The sequence below is a fragment of the Microbacterium sp. NPDC089987 genome (genome assembly GCF_044748505.1).
In the GTDB taxonomy this organism is placed as follows: domain Bacteria; phylum Actinomycetota; class Actinomycetes; order Actinomycetales; family Microbacteriaceae; genus Microbacterium.
This window is the reverse complement of the sequence record NZ_JBIVGE010000002.1, coordinates 659836-678800: the sequence shown is the minus strand read 5'-3', so window position 1 is coordinate 678800 and position 18965 is coordinate 659836. Positions and strand designations below refer to the sequence as shown.

The window sequence follows — 18965 nt, the reverse complement described above, 5'->3', positions numbered from 1 at the left end:
GCGGCATGAGCGCAAGCAGAGACGGGTCGGATCCGAGCGGCACCTCGACGGAGCGCACCCCGCAGGTGCTGCGGTGGGTCTTCTGGCCCGCCGCCATCATCGTCCTCGCGTTCGCGCTGTTCGCCCTGCTGCTGCCCGGTGTCGCCGAGACGGCGTTCCAGGCGGTGCAGACGAGCATCGTCAACGCCTTCAACTGGTACTACGTGCTGATCGCCGCCTTCTTCGTGGCGTTCTGCCTGTTCATGGGCTTCAGTCGATTCGGCGACATCAAGCTCGGACGCGACGACGAAGAGCCGGAGTTCTCGGCGATGAGCTGGTTCGCGCTGCTGTTCGCCGCGGGAATGGGCATCGGCCTCGTGTTCTACGGCGTCAGTGAGCCGCTGTCGCACTTCACCAACCCCCGACCAGGAGTCACAGGCACCCCTGCTCAACTGGCTCAGGCCGCGCTGGGCCAGACCTACCTGCACTGGGGCGTGCACGCCTGGTCGATCTACGTCGTGATCGGGCTGGCGCTCGCGTACGCCATCCACCGCCGGCGCCGTCCGATATCGATCCGCTGGACCCTCGAGCCGCTGCTCGGCAAGAAGGTCGAGGGGGGCTGGGGCCACGCGATCGATGTGATCGCCCTGGTGGGCACGCTGTTCGGCGTCGCCACCTCGCTCGGTCTCGGCGTGCTGCAGATGAGCGCGGGCCTGCACGCGGCCGGCATCGCCGATCCCGACGAATTCACTCAGATCATCCTGATCCTGATCATCTCGGTGTTCGTGCTCATGTCCGTGCTGTCCGGCGTGACGAAGGGCATGAAGTGGCTCTCGAACGCGAACCTCGTGCTCGCAGGACTCCTGGTGGTCTACCTGCTGGTGATGGGGCCCACCGAGTTCCTGCTTCGCGATTTCGTGCAGTCGATCGGGTACTACATCCAGAACTTCGTCGGACTGTCGTTCAACGTCAGCGCTTTCCAGGGCGCGGCGGGCGAGCAGTGGCAGGCGTCGTGGACCTCGTTCTACTGGGGCTGGTGGATCTCGTGGGCGCCGTTCGTCGGCATCTTCATCGCACGGGTCTCGAAGGGCCGCACGGTGCGGGAGTTCGTGGTGGGTGTGATCCTCGTGCCGACGCTGCTCGGCATCCTGTGGTTCGCCGTGCTCGGCGGATCGGCTCTCGCCCTCGAGCTGAGGGAGCCAGGTGCGCTCACCGGTGCCGACGGGTCGGTGGATCTGCAGGGCGCTCTGTTCGCGCTGCTGCAGAACGTGCCCGGTTCGACGATCGTGAGCATCGGCGCCATCCTGCTTCTCGCGATCTTCTTCATCACGTCCGCCGACTCCGGTGCGCTGGTCATGGGGATGATCGCCACCGGCGGCGAGCCGGAGCCCAAGCGATGGATCCGCACCTTCTTCGTCGCGGTCACCGCACTGCTCGCGATCGCGCTGCTGATGTCCGGCGGGCTGACAGCCCTGCAGACAGCAGCGATCACCATCGCGCTGCCGTTCAGCATCGTCATGCTGCTGATGTGCTGGTCGACCGTGGTCGCGTTCAGCCGCGAGCGCCGCGCGTACGCGAAGGCGGAGCGGGCCCAGTTCATCGACAAGATCGGCGACTACTACGGACTCGAGGTCGAGGCACACGACGCGACGGGGGTGTTCGGCGCGCAGCCGCGGTGGGTGCGCCGTGTGCAGCGCACGTTCCGGCTTCCCGTCGCGCCGGCTGACCCCACTCGCGCGACGCCGAGTGCCCTCTCGGCGGAGAGCCACGTCGACGCGACACCGTCGACGCGCGACGTCGACCAGCTGATCGCCGAAGACGAGCTGTCGGGGCTCGATGATCCCGATGCCCGTCAGCAGGACGCTGGGCCGTTCCTGAAGGACTGACCCCTTGGGGCTTGCCCGCTTCCGGCGAGACTTCCGTTCCGGCACGAGACATGGCGCTGTGCGCTCGGTCTCGTGCTGCAACGGAAGTCTCGCGGCCGGGCACCGGCGTCTCCGGCGTCGGGGTGCAGATCGACGACGGCCCGTGGGAGCACGCCGAGCTGGCATCCGCCCTCTCCGCCGACACCTGGGTGCAGTGGCGGATGCCCTGGCGCGCGGAGCCCGGCGAGCACAGTATCCGCTGCCGCGCGATCGCCGCCGACGGGACCGTCCAGACCGACGCCGTCGCCCCGCCCGCCCCCGACGGCGCTTCGGGCTGGCACACGATCACCGTGCCGGTCTCCTGACGCTGAGAAACCACCCTCAGCGTGACAAACACACGCAAGCGTGGTTCGTCATGCCGAAAGTGGTTTCTCAGTGCGATGCGATGCGGGCGCGGGGGTCAGCCCTCGAGCACGAGGCGCAGCTGCTCGACAGCCCAGTCGAGCTCGGTCGCGCGGATCACCAGCGGCGGCGCGATGCGGATCGTCTGACCGTGCGTGTCCTTGACGAGCACGCCGCGCTCGCGCAGCTTCTCCGCCACATCGCGGCCGGTGCCGTAGGCCGGGTCGATGTCGACGCCGGCCCACAGGCCGGCGATGCGCACCGCGCTGACGCCATGCCCGACGAGCGACTCGAGCCCGGATGCCAGATGCGCGCCCAGCTGACGAGCACGCTCCTGGAACTCACCGGTGCTGAGCATCTCGACGACCTTGGCGCCGACCGCCGCCGCGAGCGGGTTGCCGCCGAACGTCGAGCCGTGCTCGCCGGGACGGATGACGCCGAGCACGTCGCGGTCGCCGACGACGGCCGATACGGGCAGGATGCCCCCGCCGAGTGCCTTGCCGAGCAGATACAGGTCGGGTACGACGCCCTCCCGGTCGCAGGCGAACGTCTCGCCCACCCGGCCGAGGCCGGACTGGATCTCGTCGGCGATGAACAGCACATTCTTCTCGTCGCAGATCTCGCGCACGCGGCGCAGGTAGCCCTCGGGCGGGATGATCACGCCGCCCTCGCCCTGGATCGGCTCGATGAGCACCGCCGCGGTGTCATCGGTGATCGCCGCAGCGATCGCATCCGCGTCCCCGTACGGCACGGTGTCGAAACCGGGCGTGTACGGACCGAAGTCGTCGCGCGCCTGCTCGTCATCGCTGAAGCTGATGATCGTGGTCGTGCGGCCGTGGAAGTTTCCGGCCGCGACGATGATCCGCGCCCGGCCCGAGGGGATGCCCTTGACCCGGTAGCCCCAGGCGCGGGCGACCTTGATGCCGGTCTCGACCGCCTCGGCCCCGGTGTTCATCGGCAGCACGAGGTCCTTGCCGCACAGCTCGGCGAGCGCGGCGGCGAACGGCTCCAGCTGGTCGTTCATGAATGCACGGCTGGTGAGCGTGACGCGACCCAGCTGCGTGATGAGCGCCTCGACGATGGCGGGATGCCGGTGGCCGAAGTTCACCGCCGAGTACGCGGCCAGCAGGTCGAGGTAGCGCTTGCCATCGGCATCCGTCACCCAGACGCCCTCGCCCTCGGCGACCACGACGGGAAGCGGGTGGTAGTTCTCGGCGACGTGGGGCTCGGGGCTCGCACCCTCGGGCATCACGGTCTCAGTCTCGATCGTCGACATCATGCACCGCGCAGCTCGAGAGTGCAGCACTTGATGCCGCCGCCGCCGAGCAGCAGCTCGGACAGGTCGACGGTGATCGGGTTGTAGCCGCGCTCGCGCAGCTGCGTCTCGAAGCCCTTCGCGCGCGGCGAGATGATCACGTTGTATCCGTCGCTGGCGGAGTTCAGGCCGAACACCGCGCCGTCCTCATCGGAGACGAGGATCGCGTCGGGGAAGCGCTCCTCGAGGATCGCGCGGCTGGCGTCGTCGAAGGCGCCGGGCAGGTAAGCGATGTTGGCGTGCTCAGGGCCGCCGTTTTCGACGCCCTGCACCGGGTCGAGCACAGCGATGGCCGTGTCGAGGTGGTAGAAGCGGGGGTCGACGAGGTTGAGCGAGACGACCTCGCGCCCGAAGACGTCGCCGACCTCGCGGTGGCTGTCTCCGGTCGAGCGGAAGCCGGTGCCGGCCAGGATCACGTCGCCGACGAGCAGGAAGTCGCCCTCCCCCTCGTTGACCTCTTCCGGCATGACCGTGTCGAAGCCGTTGGCGCGGAACCAGTCGGCGAACGCGGGCGCCTCGCCCTGACGCTCGACGAACCGGAACTCCGGCACGTAGGCGCGCCCGCCGATGACGAACCCGCCGTTGGCGGTGTAGACCATGTCGGGGTAGCCGGCGAGCGGCTCGATGAGCTCGACCTCGTGGCCCAGCTCGAGGTACAGGTCGTACAGCTTCTGCCACTGCGCAACGGCGTTGGCCGTGTCGGTGGGTCGGGCGGGCTCCATCCACGGGTTGATGGAGTAGTTGACCGTGAAATGCTCGGGCCGGCACATCAGGTAGCGGCGGCGGTGCGCGGTGCGGGTGGCCAGCGGGGTGTCGACGATCGTAGCGGTTTCAGGCGTGGACATGAGTGCTCCTCGGAAGAAGGTGCGGCGGACGCTGTCCAGGGGCCTGGCGGAAGTTCGACCCGCTCCTCGGTCGGAGCACGGGGAAGATGCGACACAGGCACGCCACACCTATTTTTGCATCCGGATGCTGGGTGCCGCCAGCATCCGCGCCTGAATGGGCGCGACTGCCGTCAGCGCCAGACGCTGGGCGCCGGCTTCTTCGTCGACGGCAGTGCCGAGGCCGACGCCCAGTCGTGGATCCACGGCTCGACCTCGGGCAGACCCGCCGGCTTGCCGACGGCCGCGAACAGCTCCTCGTTGCTCACGATGCCGCCGCCGCGGCGCAGCATCCGGGATCTGACGATCACCCGCGCGTACACCTCGCCGTCGACCACAGCACGGTGCTCGAGGAAGACTGCCTTTTCGTCGTGACCGACGAAGCGCGACTCGACGTCGAAGCGCTGCCACAGCTGCAGCGACTTGCGGAAGGTGACCGTCTCGCTCGAGACGACCGCGTACCAGCCGCGGGAGTTCATCGCGTCGAAGAGCCCGGTGCGGATCAGCAGGTCCCAGCGCCCGAGGTCGAACAGCGACAGGTACCGGCCGTTGTTCATGTGCCGGAGGATGTCGATGTCGGTGGGCAGCGTCGTGAGCCGGATGCGGCTGATCGCCGACGGATCGAGCGCACCGCGGCGTCGCGTGCGCAGCCGGGCCTGGAGGATGACGAGGAGGGTGCGCCAGATCACATTCACAAGGGGCGATAGTAGTGATCCACGATGGATCGCCCAACTTCATTGGCCGATAACCACAGGCCCGGGTGTGTGTCCCTCGCCGATTTCACCTCCGCGACGGCGGCGCGTAGAGTCACGCACATGAGCACCGAAGCCCATACCGAGATCATCGTCCGTCCCGTCCGCGATGTCGATGCGGAGGCTCTGGGCCGCGTGCATGCGCAGTGCTGGCACGAGACCTACGACCACCTGATCAGCAAGGCCGCCCTCGAGCGCATCTCCCCTCGCCGCATGGCCGAGCTGTGGACGAACTGGGCCCGCCAGGGTGACGACTTCCGCATGAGCGCCGCTCTCGTCGACGGAGAGATCGTCGGCTTCGTGGGTTCGGGTCCCGCCCGCGACAAGGACGCTCCGGCGCTGCGCGAGCTGTACTTCATCTACCTGCTCGGCGCCTACCACGGCACCGGCATCGGCCAGAAGCTGTTCGACGCGGCCGTCTACGAGAGCGAGCCGTGCTACCTGTGGGTGGCCGACGACAACCCGCGCGCTCATCGCTTCTACCAGCGCAACGGCTTCACTCTCGACGGCGAGAGCCACACCGAGCCGTTCCTGGGCGAGCAGCTGACCGAGGTGCGGTTCGTGCGCGCCTGATCGGGCAGACACCTCGCCGAATCGCCGACACCCCGTGTTGTGGACGTCCACAGCACGGGGTGTCGGCGCTACAGGGGGGTGTCGCCGCTACAGGGGGTGCTGGCGCGGCGGGAAGGCGAGGACGCCCCCGCGCCGCGGGTCAGCGGCCGGACACCTGCCCGAACAGCTTCGCGATCGGGGCGAGCGCCAGAGGCCGAGCGGCGAACCAGCCGCCGGCGATCACGGCCATCGCGAGCACGAACACCCAGAACCCGGTCCAGTTCGCGGCGTATGCGGCACCGTCGACCGAGCCCTGAGCGGCGAACATGTGGTTGAGGTTGCGCAGCATCCCGGTGAGGAACACGAGGGCGACGTGCACGATGATGAACGCGACGAAGTACAGCATCACCGGGAAGTGCAGCGCACGCGCCCACTCCACCGGGTAGGCCTTCGACAGCTTCTCGGCCTTCTTCGGCCACAGCCCCGACATCCGGAATCCGGTGATGATCGCGAGCGGAGCGGCGAGGAACACCGTGACGAAGTAGGCCAGCTGCTGCAGGCTGTTGTAGTTCACCCAGCCGTTGTCGGTCGGCCAGTCGAACGAGACGTACTGCAGCCCCGCCGAGAGCGCGTTCGGGAAGACCTCCCAGCTGGTGGGCACGATGCGCGCCCAGTGGCCGGTGGTGAACAGCAGCACGACGAAGATGACGCCGTTGATGACCCACAGCAGGTCGAGTGCCTGGTGGAACCAGAGCGTGAGGCTGATCTTGCCCTTGCTGTTGCGGCGCGGCGTCCAGAACACCGTGGGCCGCTTCTCGCTGCGCACCCGCAGACCGGAGCGGATGATCAGCACCATCAGGAACATGTTGAAGAAGTGCGCCCAGTTCGCCCACGGGGCGAAGCCAGGCTCGACCTCGACCGCCGGGTGGTACTCGCCCGGGTAGGTCGCGAGGAAGTCCTGCATGAACGGGGTGCTGAGGAAGGTGCGGACGAGGAAGACCGCGGCGACAGCCAGCAGGCCGAGGGACGCCAGGCCCAGCAGCCCGCCGATGGCCCGCGGCCACGTCGGCCGCAGGGGCGACGGCTCAGGCAGGGGCTCGGCGGCGTACCGGGGCGCGCTCCCCTGCCAGACCGTGCGCTGGTACGGCAACGGAGTGGACACATCCGGCTTGGATGCCGCAGCGACAACTTCCTTAGCGGCTGGAGCGTCGGTGGGCGCGGCGACCCCAGTGGCAAGAGCGGCCTCGCTCGCGACGGCCTCGGTGGTCGTTGCCGTGTCGTGGATCGCAGCTTCCTGGGTCGCGGCGGCTGCGCCGACGTCCGCCGTTACGGGCACGGTGCCGGCAGGAGGCCACGGCTCCCCTCCTGCGACTCGCGGCAGCCCACGTCGCACCGCGACGCCGGCATCCGAGCCTGCCACGACCGGCGTGGCAGCTGCGTCGACCTCTGCCCCGACCTCTGCGTCGACCTCTGCGCCGACAGCACGGGATGTCGCCGACCGAACGGCTTGTTCACGCGAAGGAGCCGTGCTCTCGGCGAGATCCCGTTCACTCGACGCATCAGAAGTGGTCCTGGGGGCCGCAGGAACGACGGATGCCACGGCCGAGGCGTCCGCAGGAGGCCAGGGCTCACCGCCGGCCACGCGCGGAAGCCCTCGCCGCAGCCTCACTGCGGCCGGCGCCGGCGCGTCCGAACTCTGGACGTCGAGAGCACGGGACGTCGGCGAGTGCACGGCCTCTTCACGTGAAGGAGCCGTGCTCTCGGCGAGGTCCCGTGCTGTCGACGGCAGGGAGGTGCGCGCCGGCACGGAGGTGCGCGCCGGCACGGAGGTGCGCGCCGGCAGGGAGGTGCGCGAGGGCACGGAGGTGCGCGAGGGCACGGAGGTGCGCGACGGCTCCTCAGCAGCCGCGAGCTCCGTGGCGGGAGGCCACGGCTCGCCTCCCTTGACCCGCGGGAGGCCGCGGCGGATCGATCCGGCCATGGTCACTTCTTCCGGGCTTCGAGCGCCTCGATCAGCTGCGGCACGATGGTGAACACATCTCCGACGATGCCGAAGTCAGCGACATCGAAGATCGGGGCGTCGCCGTCCTTGTTGATCGCCACGATCGTCTTCGCGGTCTGCATGCCCGCACGGTGCTGGATCGCGCCCGAGATTCCGAGGGCGACGTACAGCTGCGGCGACACCGAGACGCCGGTCTGACCGACCTGGTGCGCGTAGGGGATGTATCCGGCATCCACCGCGGCACGCGACGCGCCGACGGCAGCGCCGAGCGCGTCGGCGAGCTGCTCGACGAGCACGAACTTCTCCTTCGAGCCGAGTCCGCGCCCGCCCGAGACGACCCGGGTGGCTCCGCGCAGCTCGGGCCGCGACGAGGTCTTCGCCTCCGCGGCGATCTCGCCGGCCGTGGCGGCCGCCGCTCCGGATGCCGTGACCGACAGCTCCTCGACGACGGGCGAGGCGACGGCCTCGGCGCGCGCGTCGACGGCGCCCTGACGAACGGTGATCACGGGCGCGCCGAAGGTGGGCGCGGAGTCGGTGAGGTACGAGCCGCCGTAGACGGAGTGCTGCGCGGTCACGCCCTCGTCGTCGCGGGAGACGCCGACCACGTCGACCGCGAGCGCGAGCTTCTCGCGCACGGCGAAGCGACCCGCCGCGTCGCGACCGGCGATGGAGTTCGAGATGAGCACGGCATCCGGCTGCACCTGGCGGTAGGCGGCCTGCAGGGCATCGACGACCGGCACGGTGAGCGACGAAGCATCGCCCGCAGCGGTGAGCACGACCTGCGCGCCGGCCGCAGCTGCGGCGTCGGTCGCCGCCTGACTGCCGCCGACGACGAGCGCCACCGGCGCTCCGATCGTGGAGGCCGCGCCGAGGAGTGCGGCCGTGCTGCTGGCGGCGTCACCGGACGGGTCGACGTCGACGAGGACGAGGATCGACTTCTCGGGGTACGCCATGTCACACCAGCCTGTTCTGTGCGAGGAACTCGACGAGCTGCGCCGCGGCGTCTCCCTCGTCGGTGATCTTGACGCCGGCGGCGCGCGCCGGCTTCTCCGCGACACTCGTCATGATCGTGCGCGGCGCGACCGCGGGGTCAGCCGAGACGCCGAGGTCGGCCAGCGAGAGCACCTCGAGGGGCTTCTTCTTCGCCGCCATGATGCCCTTGAAGTTGGGGAACCGGGCATCCGGAAGCGCCTCGGTGATGGAGATGACCGCCGGCAGCGGAACGGTGACGTCCTGCGCGCCCGCGTCGCCGGCGCGGGTGCCGGTCAGCTGCCCGTCGCCGATCTCCACCGTGCTCAAGGCGGTCGCCTGCGCGTACCCGAGGTGCTCGGCCAGCATCGCAGGGATGACGCCGCCCACGCCGTCGGTGGACAGGTTGCCGGTGATCACGAGGTCGGGCTCGCCGCGGCGGATCGCGGCGGCGAGCACCTCCGCGGTGAGGGTGAGGTCGGCTCCGCGCAGCTCTTCGTCCACGACGTGGACGGCCGATCCCGCGCCGATCGCCAGCGAGCGGCGGACGGATGCCGTGGCCGACGCGGGCGCCATCGACAGGCTGACGACCTCGGTGCCGGGGTTCTTGTCGGCGTATGAGAGGGCGACCTCCAGCGCACGCTCGGTGATCTCGTCGAGCACCACCTCGCCGGCCGCTCGATCAGCCAGACCGGTCTCGAGATCGAGCTTGCGGTCACCGTAGGTGTCGGGCACTTCCTTCACCAGCACGTAGATCTTCATTGAACCTCCCTCACGCAGGTTCGATCCTACCCGCGCGATCTTCTGGAATCAGGTATCAGCCCTCATGATACTGAGTCCCGACCACCGGGCGGGCGGCTTGCCGATACCGTTGAGCCATGGCCCGACCCCGACCGCTCCCCATCGACCCGCTCGCCGAGGCGAAGAGGCAGTGGCTCGCACACGGCTGGACCGAGGCGGCGGAGGGCATGGCCGTGGTCACGTCGGTCATGCGCGCGCAGCAGCTTCTGCTGGCGCGGGTGGATGCCGCTCTCAAGCCGTTCGAGGTGACCTTCGCCCGCTACGAGGTGCTGCGCCTGCTGGCGTTCAGCCGCACCGGCACGCTGCCGCTGTCGAGCGTGGTGGCTCGGCTGCAGGTGCACGCGACCAGCGTCACGAGCACCGCCGAGCGCCTCGTGCGCGACGGCTTGGTGCGCCGTGACCCGCATCCGCACGACGGCCGCGCGGCGCTGCTGACGCTGACCGAATCCGGACGCGAACTCGTGGAGCGCGCCACGGCGGCGCTCAACACCGAGGTGTTCGCCTCCCCCGGCCTCGACGCCGACGATGCGGCATCCCTCGTCGGCATCGTCGCCCGCCTGCGCAAGAACGCCGGCGACTTCACCGATCCGCGTCCGCTGCCCGACCCGCTCTGATGCCGTCCTTCACCCTCGAGCGCATCATCTCCGCACCGCCGGAAGACGTCTTCGACGTCTCGCTCGACGTCGGCCTGCACCTCGCATCGCAGCGCTCGCACGGCGAGCGCGTGGCATCCGGCCGCACCTCGGGCCGCCTCGAAGAGGGCGAGCAGATCACCTGGAGCGCCAGGCACTTCGGTCTGCGGTTCCGGATGACCTCGCTGGTGTTCGACGTCGATCGCCCCCGCCGCTTCCGCGATCGTCAGATTCGCGGGCCGTTCGGCTCGTTCCTGCACACCCACGAGTTCGAACCGCTCGACGCCGGCACGCTGATGCGCGACACCATCGACTTCCGTTCCCCCTTCGGTCCGCTGGGGCGGGTGGTGGATGCCGTGGCCATGCGGCGTCGTCTGATCCGCGTGATCACCGAGCGCAACGACGCGATCAGCGCCCATTTCGCCTGAGCCGCACCTTCCGTCGCCGCCGCGGTCCGGCTGACGCGCGAGACTTCCGTTGCAGCACGAGACGGTGCTTCGGAAGCACGGTCTCGTGCTGGAAAGCACGTCTCGCGGATCCTGGCCGGCGTGGCCGGGCAGGCGCGGGCGGGCCGGGGTCAGTCGCCCTCGTAGACGTAGTGGTCGAAGCGCTCGGGCACGCGCATCCGCTGCCAGGCGAGCTCCTCGTCGCGCCGCGAGCGGTCGCCGGGAAACGCCTTGACGGTGTAACGCGGCACCTGCCTGGCGTGCCCGGCCATGTGCGCGACGGCCGCCGCCTGTCCGCAGACACGCGCGGCGGCGATGGCGTTGGGGTCCGTGGACTCGCGAGCCGCGGCATGGCAGGCGAACGCCCGCTCACGCACCTCGTCGATGCTGAGCTCGCCGCGCAGGAACGCCTGTGCGGCATCGAGAGCATCCCGCGGCCGGCTGTCATGCGGGCGCTCGGCGAGGAACAGCGGCAGCATCCGCTCCGCACACGCGACCGTCCACTGCACGAGCTCGCGGCGGTCGTCCTCCGAGAGGGTCAGGTCGGCGTCGTCAGGCAGTGCTTCCATGGCGATGCTCATCGGTGCAGAAAATGAGGGGGGCGCTTCTCGCGGAACGCGGCCATCCCCTCCTTCTGATCCGCGGTGTCGAACAGCGCGGCGAACTGGCGCTTCTCGACGTCGAGGCCGTCTTCGAGGGTGGTCTCCATGGCTGCATCCAGAGTCGCCTTGGCCGCGTAGAGCGACGGCAGCGACTTCGATGCGATCGTCTCGGCGAGCGCGGTCGCCTCGGCGAGCAGGTCGGCGGCCGGCACCACCCGCGAGACGAGTCCGATGCGCTCGGCTTCGTCGGCCTTGATCAGGCGACCCGACAGGATCAGCTCGGCCGCCTTGTAGTAGCCGACCGCGCGGATGAGGCGCTGCGTGCCACCCATGCCCGGCACGACGCCGAGGTTGATCTCGGGCTGGCCGAACGTGGCGGTATCGGCGGCGAGGATGATGTCGCACATCATCGCCAGCTCGCAGCCGCCGCCGAGCGCGTAGCCCGACACCGCGGCGACCACCGGGGTCCTGACGGCGGCGAAGCGGGTCCACGCGCCGAAGTGGTCGGTGTCGAGCATCTCGGCACCGGTCTTCGACTCCATCTCCTTGATGTCGGCGCCGGCGGCGAACGCGCGCTCGGAGCCGGTCACCACGATCGCGCCGACGCTGTCGTCGGCATCGAAGGCGGATGCCGCGGCCGCGACCTCCTCGGAGACCTGGCCGTTCAGCGCATTCAGCGCCTCCGGCCGGTTGAGGGTGATCCAGCCCACCCGTTCTCGCTGTTCGACAAGGATCGTCTCGTACTCGGACATGTCGCTCCCCTCCTCCGCCACGTCGCGGCGCATCCAGTATCTCAGGTCGGAGCGGGATCGCCGCCGTCCGCCGACCCGTCACGGGGCGTCGGCCCGTTCTGTCGCGAGCCCTCCGCCGGTCTGGCGCAGGTCCCATATGGCCGCCTCCACCCGGGCGCGGCGACCGTTTGGGCCCAGTGGACGTCTTCCGAGCTGTGCCCACGCGACCCGCCCCCGCCTGCCCGCCTCTCGCAGGTCCCATATAGCCGCCTCAGAGCTTGCGCGGCGGCCATATGGGACCTGCCGAGCAGCCTCAGACCCTGCCCTCCCCCGCGAAGCAGCCTCAGACCCTGCCCTCGCGGATGTCAGTGATGATGCCCGAGAAGTCGCGACCCGCGCCGTCACCCTCGGCGAACGCGGCGTACAGCTGCTGCGCGAGGCGGCCCATCCTGGCATCCGTTCCCGTCTGCTCGATCGCCTGCAGGGCGAGCCCCAGATCCTTCGCCATCAGCGCGCCGGCGAAACCCGGCTGGTAGTCGCGGTTGGCCGGGCTGGTCGGCACAGGTCCCGGCACGGGGCAGTTGGTCGTGATCGACCAGCACTGACCGGATGCCTGTGACACGACGTCGAACAGCGCCTGGTGCTCGAGACCGAGCCGCTCGCCGAGCACGAAGGCCTCGGCGACCGCGATCTGCGACACCGCGAGCACCATGTTGTTGCACACCTTGGCGGCCTGACCCAGGCCCGGCCCGCCGCAGTGCACGATGCGCTTGCCCATCGCCTCGAGCAGCGGCAGCGCCGCCGCGAAGTCGTCGTCGGATCCGCCGGCCATGAACGCCAGCGTGCCGTTCTCGGCGCCGACCACACCGCCCGACACGGGCGCGTCGAGATTGCGGTGGCCGGCGGCGACCGCCAGCTCGTGCGCGGTGCGCGCCTCGTCGACGGCGATGGTCGACGACTCGATGAACAGGGTGCCGGGAGCTGCGGCCGCGAGCAGCTCGTCCTGATAGGCCGCGATGACGTGCTTCCCGGCGGGGAACATCGTGATGACGACCTCGGCATCCGCGACCGCGTCGGCTCCGCTGGCGGCGACCGGGATGCCCGCCGCGCGCGCCGCGTCGATCGCGGCCGGCACGAGGTCGAACCCGTGCACCTCGTGCCCTGCCTTCACGAGATTGCGCGCCATGGGCAGGCCCATGTGCCCGAGGCCGAGGAACGCGATGCGCGTCATGATGCGCTCCGCATCGACGCCGACCCTGCCGGACGCAGCATCTCGCGACCGACGATGAGTCGCATGATCTCGTTCGTCCCCTCCAGGATCTGATGCACGCGTAGGTCGCGCACGACGCGCTCGATCCCGTAGTCCTGCAGGTAGCCGTAGCCACCGTGCAGCTGGAGGGCGCGGTTGGCGACCTCGAAGCCGGCGTCGGTGGCGAAGCGCTTGGCCATGGCGCACCGCATGGTGGCATCCGGAGCCTTCTCGTCGACCGCCTGCGCGCCGTCGCGCACCATCAGGCGCGCGGCCTGCAGCTCTGTGCGCATGTCGGCGATCGCGAAGAGGATCGACTGCTTCTCGGCCAGAGGCTCGCCGAAGGCGACCCGCTCGTGCACGTACTGCACGGCCTTCTCGATCGCCCACTGCGCGCCGCCCAGCGAGCAGGCGGCGATGTTCAGCCGGCCCCCGTTGAGCGCCGACATGGCGATCGCGAAACCGCGCCCCTCTTCGCCGAGCATGGCGGATGCCGGAACGCGCACCCCGTCGAAGATGACCTGCCGGGTGGGCTGGGCATGCCAGCCCATCTTCTTCTCGTTCGCGCCGAAGCTGAGGTTCTCGGCGTCGCCCGGGACGAGGAAAGCCGAGATGCCCTTCGCTCCCGATCCGGCCTGGCCGGTGCGAGCCATGACCACGTAGACGCCGGCCTCTCCGGCGCCCGAGATGAACTGCTTCATCCCGGTGATCAGGTAGTCGTCGCCGTCGCGGACGGCGCTGGTGGCCAGGTTGGCGGCATCCGATCCGACGCCCGGCTCGGTCAGGCAGTAGCCGCCGAACTGCTCCATGGCGGTCAGGGCCGGCAGCCACCGACCACGCTGGTCGTCGTCGCCGTAGGTGTCGATCATCCACGCCACCATGTTGTGGATGGAGATGTATGCAGCCACCGCCGGATCGCCCATCGCGAGCTCCTCGAAGATGGCCACGGTGTCGGTACGGCTCAGCGCGGTGCCGCCGAACTCCTCGCTGACATAGACGCCGCCCAGGCCCAGCTCGCCCGCGCGGTGCAGCGATTCACGGGGGAAGATGTGCTTCTCGTCGCGCTCGGCGGCGTACGGGGCGAGCTCGGTCTCGGCGAACTCGCGCACGGCGCCGAGGATCGCCTCGCGCTCTTCGGCGGTGACGGTGGTGGGATCGATCATGGTCATGGCTCCGGCTCCTAGGACATCGTGGGGATGACGAAGCTCGCGCCGTCGCGGACTCCGTGGGAGGGCCAGCGGCTCGTCACCGTCTTGGTCTTCGTGTAGAAGCGGAAGGCGTCGGTGCCGTGCTGGTTGAGGTCGCCGAAGCCGCTGCGCTTCCAGCCGCCGAAGGTGAAGTACGCGATCGGCACGGGAATCGGCACGTTCACACCGACCATGCCCACGTTCACCCGGGCGGTGAAGTCGCGGGCGGCGTCGCCATCGCGCGTGAAGATCGACACCCCGTTCCCGTATTCGTGGTCGGATGCCATCGCCAGCGCCTCCTCATAGTCCGCGGCGCGTGCGATGACCAGCACCGGGCCGAAGATCTCCTCGCGGTAGATCGCCATGTCGGTCGTGACGTGGTCGAACAGGGTCGGACCGAGGTAAAAGCCCTCCTCGTGACCTTCGACCGAGAATCCGCGGCCGTCGGCGAGGAGAGTCGCGCCCTCGTCGAGGCCCTGCTGGATGTACCCGGTGACCCGATCCACCGCATCGCGCGTGACCAGGGGGCCGTAGTCCACGCCCTCGGCGAGCGACGGGCCCACCTGCAGCTCGGCGACGCGCTCGGTGAGCTTGGCCGCCAGGGCATCCGCCGTCTCCTCCCCCACCGGCACCGCGACCGAGATCGCCATGCAGCGCTCGCCCGCTGAGCCGAAACCGGCGCCCATCAGAGCGTCGGCGACCTGGTCGAGGTCGGCATCGGGCATGACGATGAGGTGGTTCTTCGCGCCGCCGAAGCACTGCGCACGCTTGCCGTTGGCGATCGCGGTCGTGTAGATGTACTCCGCGATCGGCGTCGAGCCGACGAAGCCGACCGCCTGGATCCGAGGGTCGGTGATCATGGCATCCACGGCCTCCTTGTCGCCGTGCACGACGTTGAAGACACCCGCCGGAAGACCCGCCTCGAGGAACAGCTCGGCGAGCTTTACAGGAACCGAGGGGTCGCGCTCGCTGGGCTTCAGGATGTAGCTGTTGCCGGATGCGATGGCGGGGCCGGCCTTCCACAGCGGGATCATGGCCGGGAAGTTGAACGGCGTGATGCCCGCGACGACACCCAGCGGCTGGCGCATCGAGTAGACGTCGATCCCGGTGCCGACGCCGGTCGAGTACTCGCCCTTGAGCAGATGCGGGGCGCCGATGCAGAACTCGATGACCTCGAGCCCGCGCTGCACGTCGCCCTTGGCGTCGTCGAAGGTCTTGCCGTGCTCGCTCGAGAGCAGGCGGGCCAGCTCGTCCATGTCGCGACCTACGAGATCGACGAAGCGCATGAGCACGCGCGCTCGCTTCTGCGGGTTCGTCGCGGCCCAGGCGGGCTGCGCGGCCTCGGCGACGTCGATCGCCGCGCGGACCTCGTCGGTCGTGGCGAGCGGCACACGGGCCTGGACGGCGCCCGTGCTGGGCTCGAAGACATCGGCCATGCGTCCGCCGGTGGGTTCGACGTGCTTTCCGCCTATGAAATGGGGGATCAAACGAGTCATTGTGTGACGCTCCTCTGCACCGTCTTTGGCACAGTGACCAGGATACGCGGCATCCCGACGAATTACTAGGGCTACCTACTACTTGAGCCCGTCGCCACCATCGGCTTGGCATCGGCTTAAGATTTCCTGCGCTTCCTCTTCCCTCTCAGCGTTTCGACAGGTAAACCCGTATATGGCGGCTCCAACCGGGGCGCGTCATTTCGCACCGTTGCGAGACCCCTACGCGACGGTGTCCGGAGGGAGAAGCAATGTCACAACGGACTGCCCCAGCGCGACGACGCGCCGTGGCCGCGACGTCGGCCTTCGTGATCGCAGCCGCAGGCCTCACGGCCTTCGGCGGCGCGACCGCGACCGCGGCCCCGTCGCCCGACAGCGGGGCGCCACTGGCGGCGCCCGACATCGCCGCCGGTGAGTACTACATGAACTACGTCGCCCCGCGCACCGACAGCATCGTCGAAGTGCCCGCCGACACGCCGATCGCCGACACCAGCGGTCAGCAGAAGCGCTCCGTGAGCGGCAAGGCCATCGAGCGGGCCGCAGCGCACGACCACAAATTCGCCCAGGGCAACCCGAAGGCCGCAGCGCAGCTGGCCAGGACCGAGGCGAAGTCACTGAAGACGGGCAAGAGCCCCAAGCAGCTGAAGAAGGCGAAGACCACGCAGGAGGCCAAGCTCCTCACGATCCTCGTCGAGTTCGACGGCACCGACGACTTCAGCGACCAGTACGTGCCCACGGAGTTCGGCGCCACCGAGTGCAAGCCGGGCAGTCTGCAGGGCCCGACCCTGCACAACAACATCCCCAACCCCGCCGACGCCGAGCACCTCGACAACAACTCGATGTGGGTGCCGGACTTCTCGAGCGAGCACTTCAACAAGATGCTGTTCACCGAGGACGGCATCACCGAGCGCGTGCGCACCGATCTCACCGGCCCCGACGGCAAGCCCGGCTTCGACATCTCCGGCTACACCATGAAGAACATGTACGAGGAGATGTCGCGAGGCGGATACTCCCTCAGCGGCTCGGCCACGGAATGGGTCAGCGTGCCGCACTCCGAGGGCTACTACGGCGCCACCGTGTGCCACAAGAACGACGCCGGCGCCTGGGAGGCGGGCCCCATGCAGGACATGCAGGGTCACCCCGACAACCCGCTCGGACCCGGGCAGCTGCCCATCGACGCCGTCGCCGCAGTGGCGGCACAGAACCCGGACTTCCCCTGGGCCGACTACGACATCGAGGATCAGGGCGACCGTGACGGCGATGGCAACGTGCTCGAGCCCGACGGCGTGATCGACCACGTCGTGCTCGTACACGCGGGGGCCGACAAGTCGGGCGGCGGCGGCGCCGAGGGCACGTACGCCATCTGGGCGCACTCGTCGGCTGTCGCCGGCGGCGCCACGATCCCCGGCACCGATCTGAAGATCTCGAACTACATCGTTCAGCCCGAGGACTCTGGCGTCGGCGTGTTCGCGCACGAGTACGGCCACGACCTGGGTCTGCCCGATCTGTACGACACCTCGAACGCCGGTAACTCCGACATCGACTTCTGGGATCTGATGAGCTCGGGCTCGCACGCGGGACCGATCTTCCAGTCGATGCCGACGCACATGGGCCTGTGGGACAAGTGGGTGCTCGGCTGGGTCGAGCCCAAGGTGGTGAACCCGGGCGAGAAGTCCAGCACAACGAAGGTCGGCCAGACCTCGCGTCCGAAGAAGGGCACCGAGGACGGCATCAAGGTCAACCTGCCCGACAAGAAGATCGTGCTGACGACGCCGCACAGCGGCGCTGACATGTGGTATTCCGGCGCCGACCAGGACTGGGCCGACGTCACGCTCACGCGGTCGATCGCCGGCGTGCCGACCGACGCGAAGTTCTGGATGTGGAACGACTACGTGATCGAGGAGGACTGGGACTTCGGCTTCGTCGAGGTGTCGACCGACGCCGGCAAGACGTGGGCCGAGCAGAAGGTCTTCGACGAGGCGGGCAACGTGGTCTCGACCGACGATGGCTACTCCGACCCGAACGGTCGCATGAAGGACTTCGGTGGCAAGAAGTACGGCCTCACCGGCTCCAGCGACGGGTGGCGCCATGACTACATCGATCTGACGGCGTTCGCCGGCCAGGACATCCAGGTGCGCCTGCGTCAGGCGACCGACGCGGCGTTCGAAGAGCGCGGCTGGTTCGCCGACGACTTCGCGCTGACCAGCGCGGGCACCGCCGTGTGGACGGACGATGTCGAGTCCGGCGACAACGGCTGGACGGCAGCCGTCGGCACCTGGACCGACACGACCGGCGCCGGCTGGCACCACGACAGCGGCACGCAGATCAAGGCGCAGTACTACATGGTCGAGTGGCGCAACCTCGACGGCTTCGACGAGGGTCTGAAGTACGGCTACACCACGGTGTACAGCGACGAGGCGTGGAAGGTCGAGAAGGTGCCGTACAACGCACCGGGCGCACTGGTCTGGTACCGCGACACCACCTACGGCGACACCAACCACGTCGCCTCCAACCACACGGCTCTGCCGAGCTGGGGCGCGAAGGGCGGCCTGCTGCTCGTCGACAGCCACTTCGACCCGCTGCGCCGCACCGGCGCACAGGCCGAGATGGATCCGTCGCCGCTGAAGAACATCTCCAGCCGCGCTCAGAGCTCGAACGCCGCGTTCAGCACGCAGCCGACGTACACGTTCAAGGACTGCTCGGTCGACGCGAACTACAACGAGGCGTGCACCACCTTCGCCCCGCAGCCGCCGGTGAGCACGTTCACCGACGACAAGGGCTGGGTGCCCGGCATCGAGGTCCGCGGCGAGGACCTCTACTACCGCCTGCGCGATGCGTCCGTCGTCGTGCCGTCGGTCGGTGACGCGCCGTACACCACTCGCGTGGTGAATGCGGACGGCTCCCCGGCGACGGACCTCTACGGTCTCGACCTGGGCGGCACCGTGCTCGGCAGCGGCAACCCCGCTGATGCCGGCGTCGGCTACGGCACGGTGATCACCGTGAAGAAGTCGATGCAGCACGACACCGCAGCCCTCATCTCGGTCACGCCGCCCAAGGCGAAGTGACCACCGCGGGCTGACCGCACACCGGAAGCGCCGGCCGCTCGT

The 18965-nt window shown here is 69.2% G+C and carries 17 protein-coding genes; 6 read left to right on the top strand and 11 right to left on the bottom strand.

Annotated features, from left to right (window positions below; genetic code table 11):
* Positions 1 to 5 precede the first annotated feature (5 nt).
* Together ACIPV2_RS10880 and ACIPV2_RS10875 are read left to right on the top strand one after the other, a co-directional pair.
* Positions 6 to 1865: a BCCT family transporter gene (locus ACIPV2_RS10880; protein WP_400841134.1), complete on the top strand. Its 1860-nt coding sequence runs from the start codon at positions 6 to 8 to the stop codon at positions 1863 to 1865.
* 122 nt (positions 1866 to 1987) lie between these two features.
* A complete protein-coding gene (locus tag ACIPV2_RS10875; protein ID WP_400841132.1) occupies positions 1988 to 2209 on the top strand; it encodes a hypothetical protein in 222 nt (73 codons plus the stop codon).
* 95 nt (positions 2210 to 2304) lie between these two features.
* Here ACIPV2_RS10875 and rocD read toward each other — a convergent pair whose 3' ends face one another.
* The 3 genes from rocD to ACIPV2_RS10860 form a co-directional block, all read right to left on the bottom strand.
* Positions 2305 to 3525: an ornithine--oxo-acid transaminase gene (gene rocD / locus ACIPV2_RS10870; RefSeq protein WP_400841130.1), complete on the bottom strand. Its 1221-nt coding sequence runs from the start codon at positions 3523 to 3525 to the stop codon at positions 2305 to 2307.
* Positions 3522 to 4406 carry a dimethylargininase gene (gene ddaH / locus ACIPV2_RS10865; RefSeq protein WP_400841128.1) on the bottom strand — a complete coding sequence of 295 codons (885 nt, stop codon included), beginning with the start codon at positions 4404 to 4406 and terminating at the stop codon, positions 3522 to 3524. The genes rocD and ddaH overlap by 4 nt, the downstream gene beginning before the upstream one ends.
* 170 nt (positions 4407 to 4576) lie before the next feature.
* Complete coding sequence (locus tag ACIPV2_RS10860; protein ID WP_400841126.1) at positions 4577 to 5137, bottom strand: acyl-CoA thioesterase; 561 nt, start codon at positions 5135 to 5137, stop codon at positions 4577 to 4579.
* A gap of 120 nt (positions 5138 to 5257) precedes the next feature.
* Here ACIPV2_RS10860 and ACIPV2_RS10855 point away from each other — a divergent pair, with 120 nt between their 5' ends.
* Positions 5258 to 5767, top strand: coding sequence for a GNAT family N-acetyltransferase (locus ACIPV2_RS10855; RefSeq protein ID WP_400841124.1), 510 nt, complete (start codon positions 5258 to 5260; stop codon positions 5765 to 5767).
* 139 nt (positions 5768 to 5906) lie between these two features.
* On the opposite strand, the gene ACIPV2_RS10850 is transcribed toward ACIPV2_RS10855, so the two are convergent.
* Genes ACIPV2_RS10850 through ACIPV2_RS10840 form a run of 3 tightly spaced genes read right to left on the bottom strand, consistent with a single transcriptional unit; the run spans position 5907 to position 9479 of the window.
* On the bottom strand, positions 5907 to 7727 hold the full coding sequence (locus ACIPV2_RS10850) for a cytochrome b/b6 domain-containing protein (protein WP_400841122.1): 1821 nt from the start codon (positions 7725 to 7727) through the stop codon (positions 5907 to 5909).
* 2 nt (positions 7728 to 7729) lie between these two features.
* Positions 7730 to 8701, bottom strand: coding sequence for an electron transfer flavoprotein subunit alpha/FixB family protein (locus ACIPV2_RS10845; protein ID WP_400841120.1), 972 nt, complete (start codon positions 8699 to 8701; stop codon positions 7730 to 7732).
* 1 nt (position 8702) lies between these two features.
* A complete protein-coding gene (locus tag ACIPV2_RS10840; RefSeq protein ID WP_400841118.1) occupies positions 8703 to 9479 on the bottom strand; it encodes an electron transfer flavoprotein subunit beta/FixA family protein in 777 nt (258 codons plus the stop codon).
* A gap of 116 nt (positions 9480 to 9595) precedes the next feature.
* Between ACIPV2_RS10840 and ACIPV2_RS10835 the strand changes: the two genes are divergently transcribed.
* A complete protein-coding gene (locus ACIPV2_RS10835; RefSeq protein WP_400841116.1) occupies positions 9596 to 10132 on the top strand; it encodes a MarR family winged helix-turn-helix transcriptional regulator in 537 nt (178 codons plus the stop codon).
* Entirely contained in the window at positions 10132 to 10578 is a 447-nt protein-coding gene (locus ACIPV2_RS10830; protein ID WP_400841114.1) for an SRPBCC family protein, read from the top strand. The genes ACIPV2_RS10835 and ACIPV2_RS10830 overlap by 1 nt, the downstream gene beginning before the upstream one ends.
* A gap of 149 nt (positions 10579 to 10727) precedes the next feature.
* Here the strand turns inward: ACIPV2_RS10830 and ACIPV2_RS10825 are convergent, their stop codons facing one another.
* The 5 genes from ACIPV2_RS10825 to ACIPV2_RS10805 all read right to left on the bottom strand — a co-directional run bounded on the left by ACIPV2_RS10825 (position 10728) and on the right by ACIPV2_RS10805 (position 15861).
* Complete coding sequence (locus ACIPV2_RS10825) at positions 10728 to 11177, bottom strand: putative immunity protein (RefSeq protein ID WP_400841112.1); 450 nt, start codon at positions 11175 to 11177, stop codon at positions 10728 to 10730.
* Positions 11174 to 11950 (bottom strand): enoyl-CoA hydratase-related protein, encoded by a 777-nt coding sequence (locus ACIPV2_RS10820; protein ID WP_400841110.1) that lies wholly within the window; start codon positions 11948 to 11950, stop codon positions 11174 to 11176. The genes ACIPV2_RS10825 and ACIPV2_RS10820 overlap by 4 nt, the downstream gene beginning before the upstream one ends.
* 322 nt (positions 11951 to 12272) lie before the next feature.
* The gene (gene mmsB, locus ACIPV2_RS10815) at positions 12273 to 13160 is read right to left on the bottom strand and encodes a 3-hydroxyisobutyrate dehydrogenase (RefSeq protein ID WP_400841108.1); all 888 of its coding nucleotides are present in this window, start codon (positions 13158 to 13160) and stop codon (positions 12273 to 12275) included.
* Positions 13157 to 14347, bottom strand: a complete 1191-nt coding sequence (locus ACIPV2_RS10810) for an acyl-CoA dehydrogenase family protein (protein ID WP_400841106.1) — start codon at positions 14345 to 14347, stop codon at positions 13157 to 13159. The genes mmsB and ACIPV2_RS10810 overlap by 4 nt, the downstream gene beginning before the upstream one ends.
* A gap of 11 nt (positions 14348 to 14358) precedes the next feature.
* Positions 14359 to 15861 (bottom strand): CoA-acylating methylmalonate-semialdehyde dehydrogenase, encoded by a 1503-nt coding sequence (locus ACIPV2_RS10805; RefSeq protein ID WP_400841104.1) that lies wholly within the window; start codon positions 15859 to 15861, stop codon positions 14359 to 14361.
* A gap of 284 nt (positions 15862 to 16145) precedes the next feature.
* Between ACIPV2_RS10805 and ACIPV2_RS10800 the strand changes: the two genes are divergently transcribed.
* Entirely contained in the window at positions 16146 to 18923 is a 2778-nt protein-coding gene (locus tag ACIPV2_RS10800; RefSeq protein WP_400841102.1) for an immune inhibitor A domain-containing protein, read from the top strand.
* Positions 18924 to 18965: the final 42 nt, after the last annotated feature.

Bases quoted from the DNA above. Each gene is read 5' to 3' on its own strand.
- ACIPV2_RS10880 (WP_400841134.1), top strand. From the start codon at position 6: ATGAGCGCAAGCAGAGACGGGTCGGATCCGAGCGGCACCTCGACGGAG.
- rocD (WP_400841130.1), bottom strand. From the start codon at position 3,525: ATGATGTCGACGATCGAGACTGAGACCGTGATGCCCGAGGGTGCGAGC.
- ddaH (WP_400841128.1), bottom strand. From the start codon at position 4,406: ATGTCCACGCCTGAAACCGCTACGATCGTCGACACCCCGCTGGCCACC.
- ACIPV2_RS10855 (WP_400841124.1), top strand. From the start codon at position 5,258: ATGAGCACCGAAGCCCATACCGAGATCATCGTCCGTCCCGTCCGCGAT.
- ACIPV2_RS10850 (WP_400841122.1), bottom strand. From the start codon at position 7,727: ATGGCCGGATCGATCCGCCGCGGCCTCCCGCGGGTCAAGGGAGGCGAG.
- ACIPV2_RS10845 (WP_400841120.1), bottom strand. From the start codon at position 8,701: ATGGCGTACCCCGAGAAGTCGATCCTCGTCCTCGTCGACGTCGACCCG.
- ACIPV2_RS10840 (WP_400841118.1), bottom strand. From the start codon at position 9,479: ATGAAGATCTACGTGCTGGTGAAGGAAGTGCCCGACACCTACGGTGAC.
- ACIPV2_RS10835 (WP_400841116.1), top strand. From the start codon at position 9,596: ATGGCCCGACCCCGACCGCTCCCCATCGACCCGCTCGCCGAGGCGAAG.
- ACIPV2_RS10830 (WP_400841114.1), top strand. From the start codon at position 10,132: ATGCCGTCCTTCACCCTCGAGCGCATCATCTCCGCACCGCCGGAAGAC.
- ACIPV2_RS10825 (WP_400841112.1), bottom strand. From the start codon at position 11,177: ATGAGCATCGCCATGGAAGCACTGCCTGACGACGCCGACCTGACCCTC.
- ACIPV2_RS10820 (WP_400841110.1), bottom strand. From the start codon at position 11,950: ATGTCCGAGTACGAGACGATCCTTGTCGAACAGCGAGAACGGGTGGGC.
- mmsB (WP_400841108.1), bottom strand. From the start codon at position 13,160: ATGACGCGCATCGCGTTCCTCGGCCTCGGGCACATGGGCCTGCCCATG.
- ACIPV2_RS10810 (WP_400841106.1), bottom strand. From the start codon at position 14,347: ATGACCATGATCGATCCCACCACCGTCACCGCCGAAGAGCGCGAGGCG.
- ACIPV2_RS10805 (WP_400841104.1), bottom strand. From the start codon at position 15,861: ATGACTCGTTTGATCCCCCATTTCATAGGCGGAAAGCACGTCGAACCC.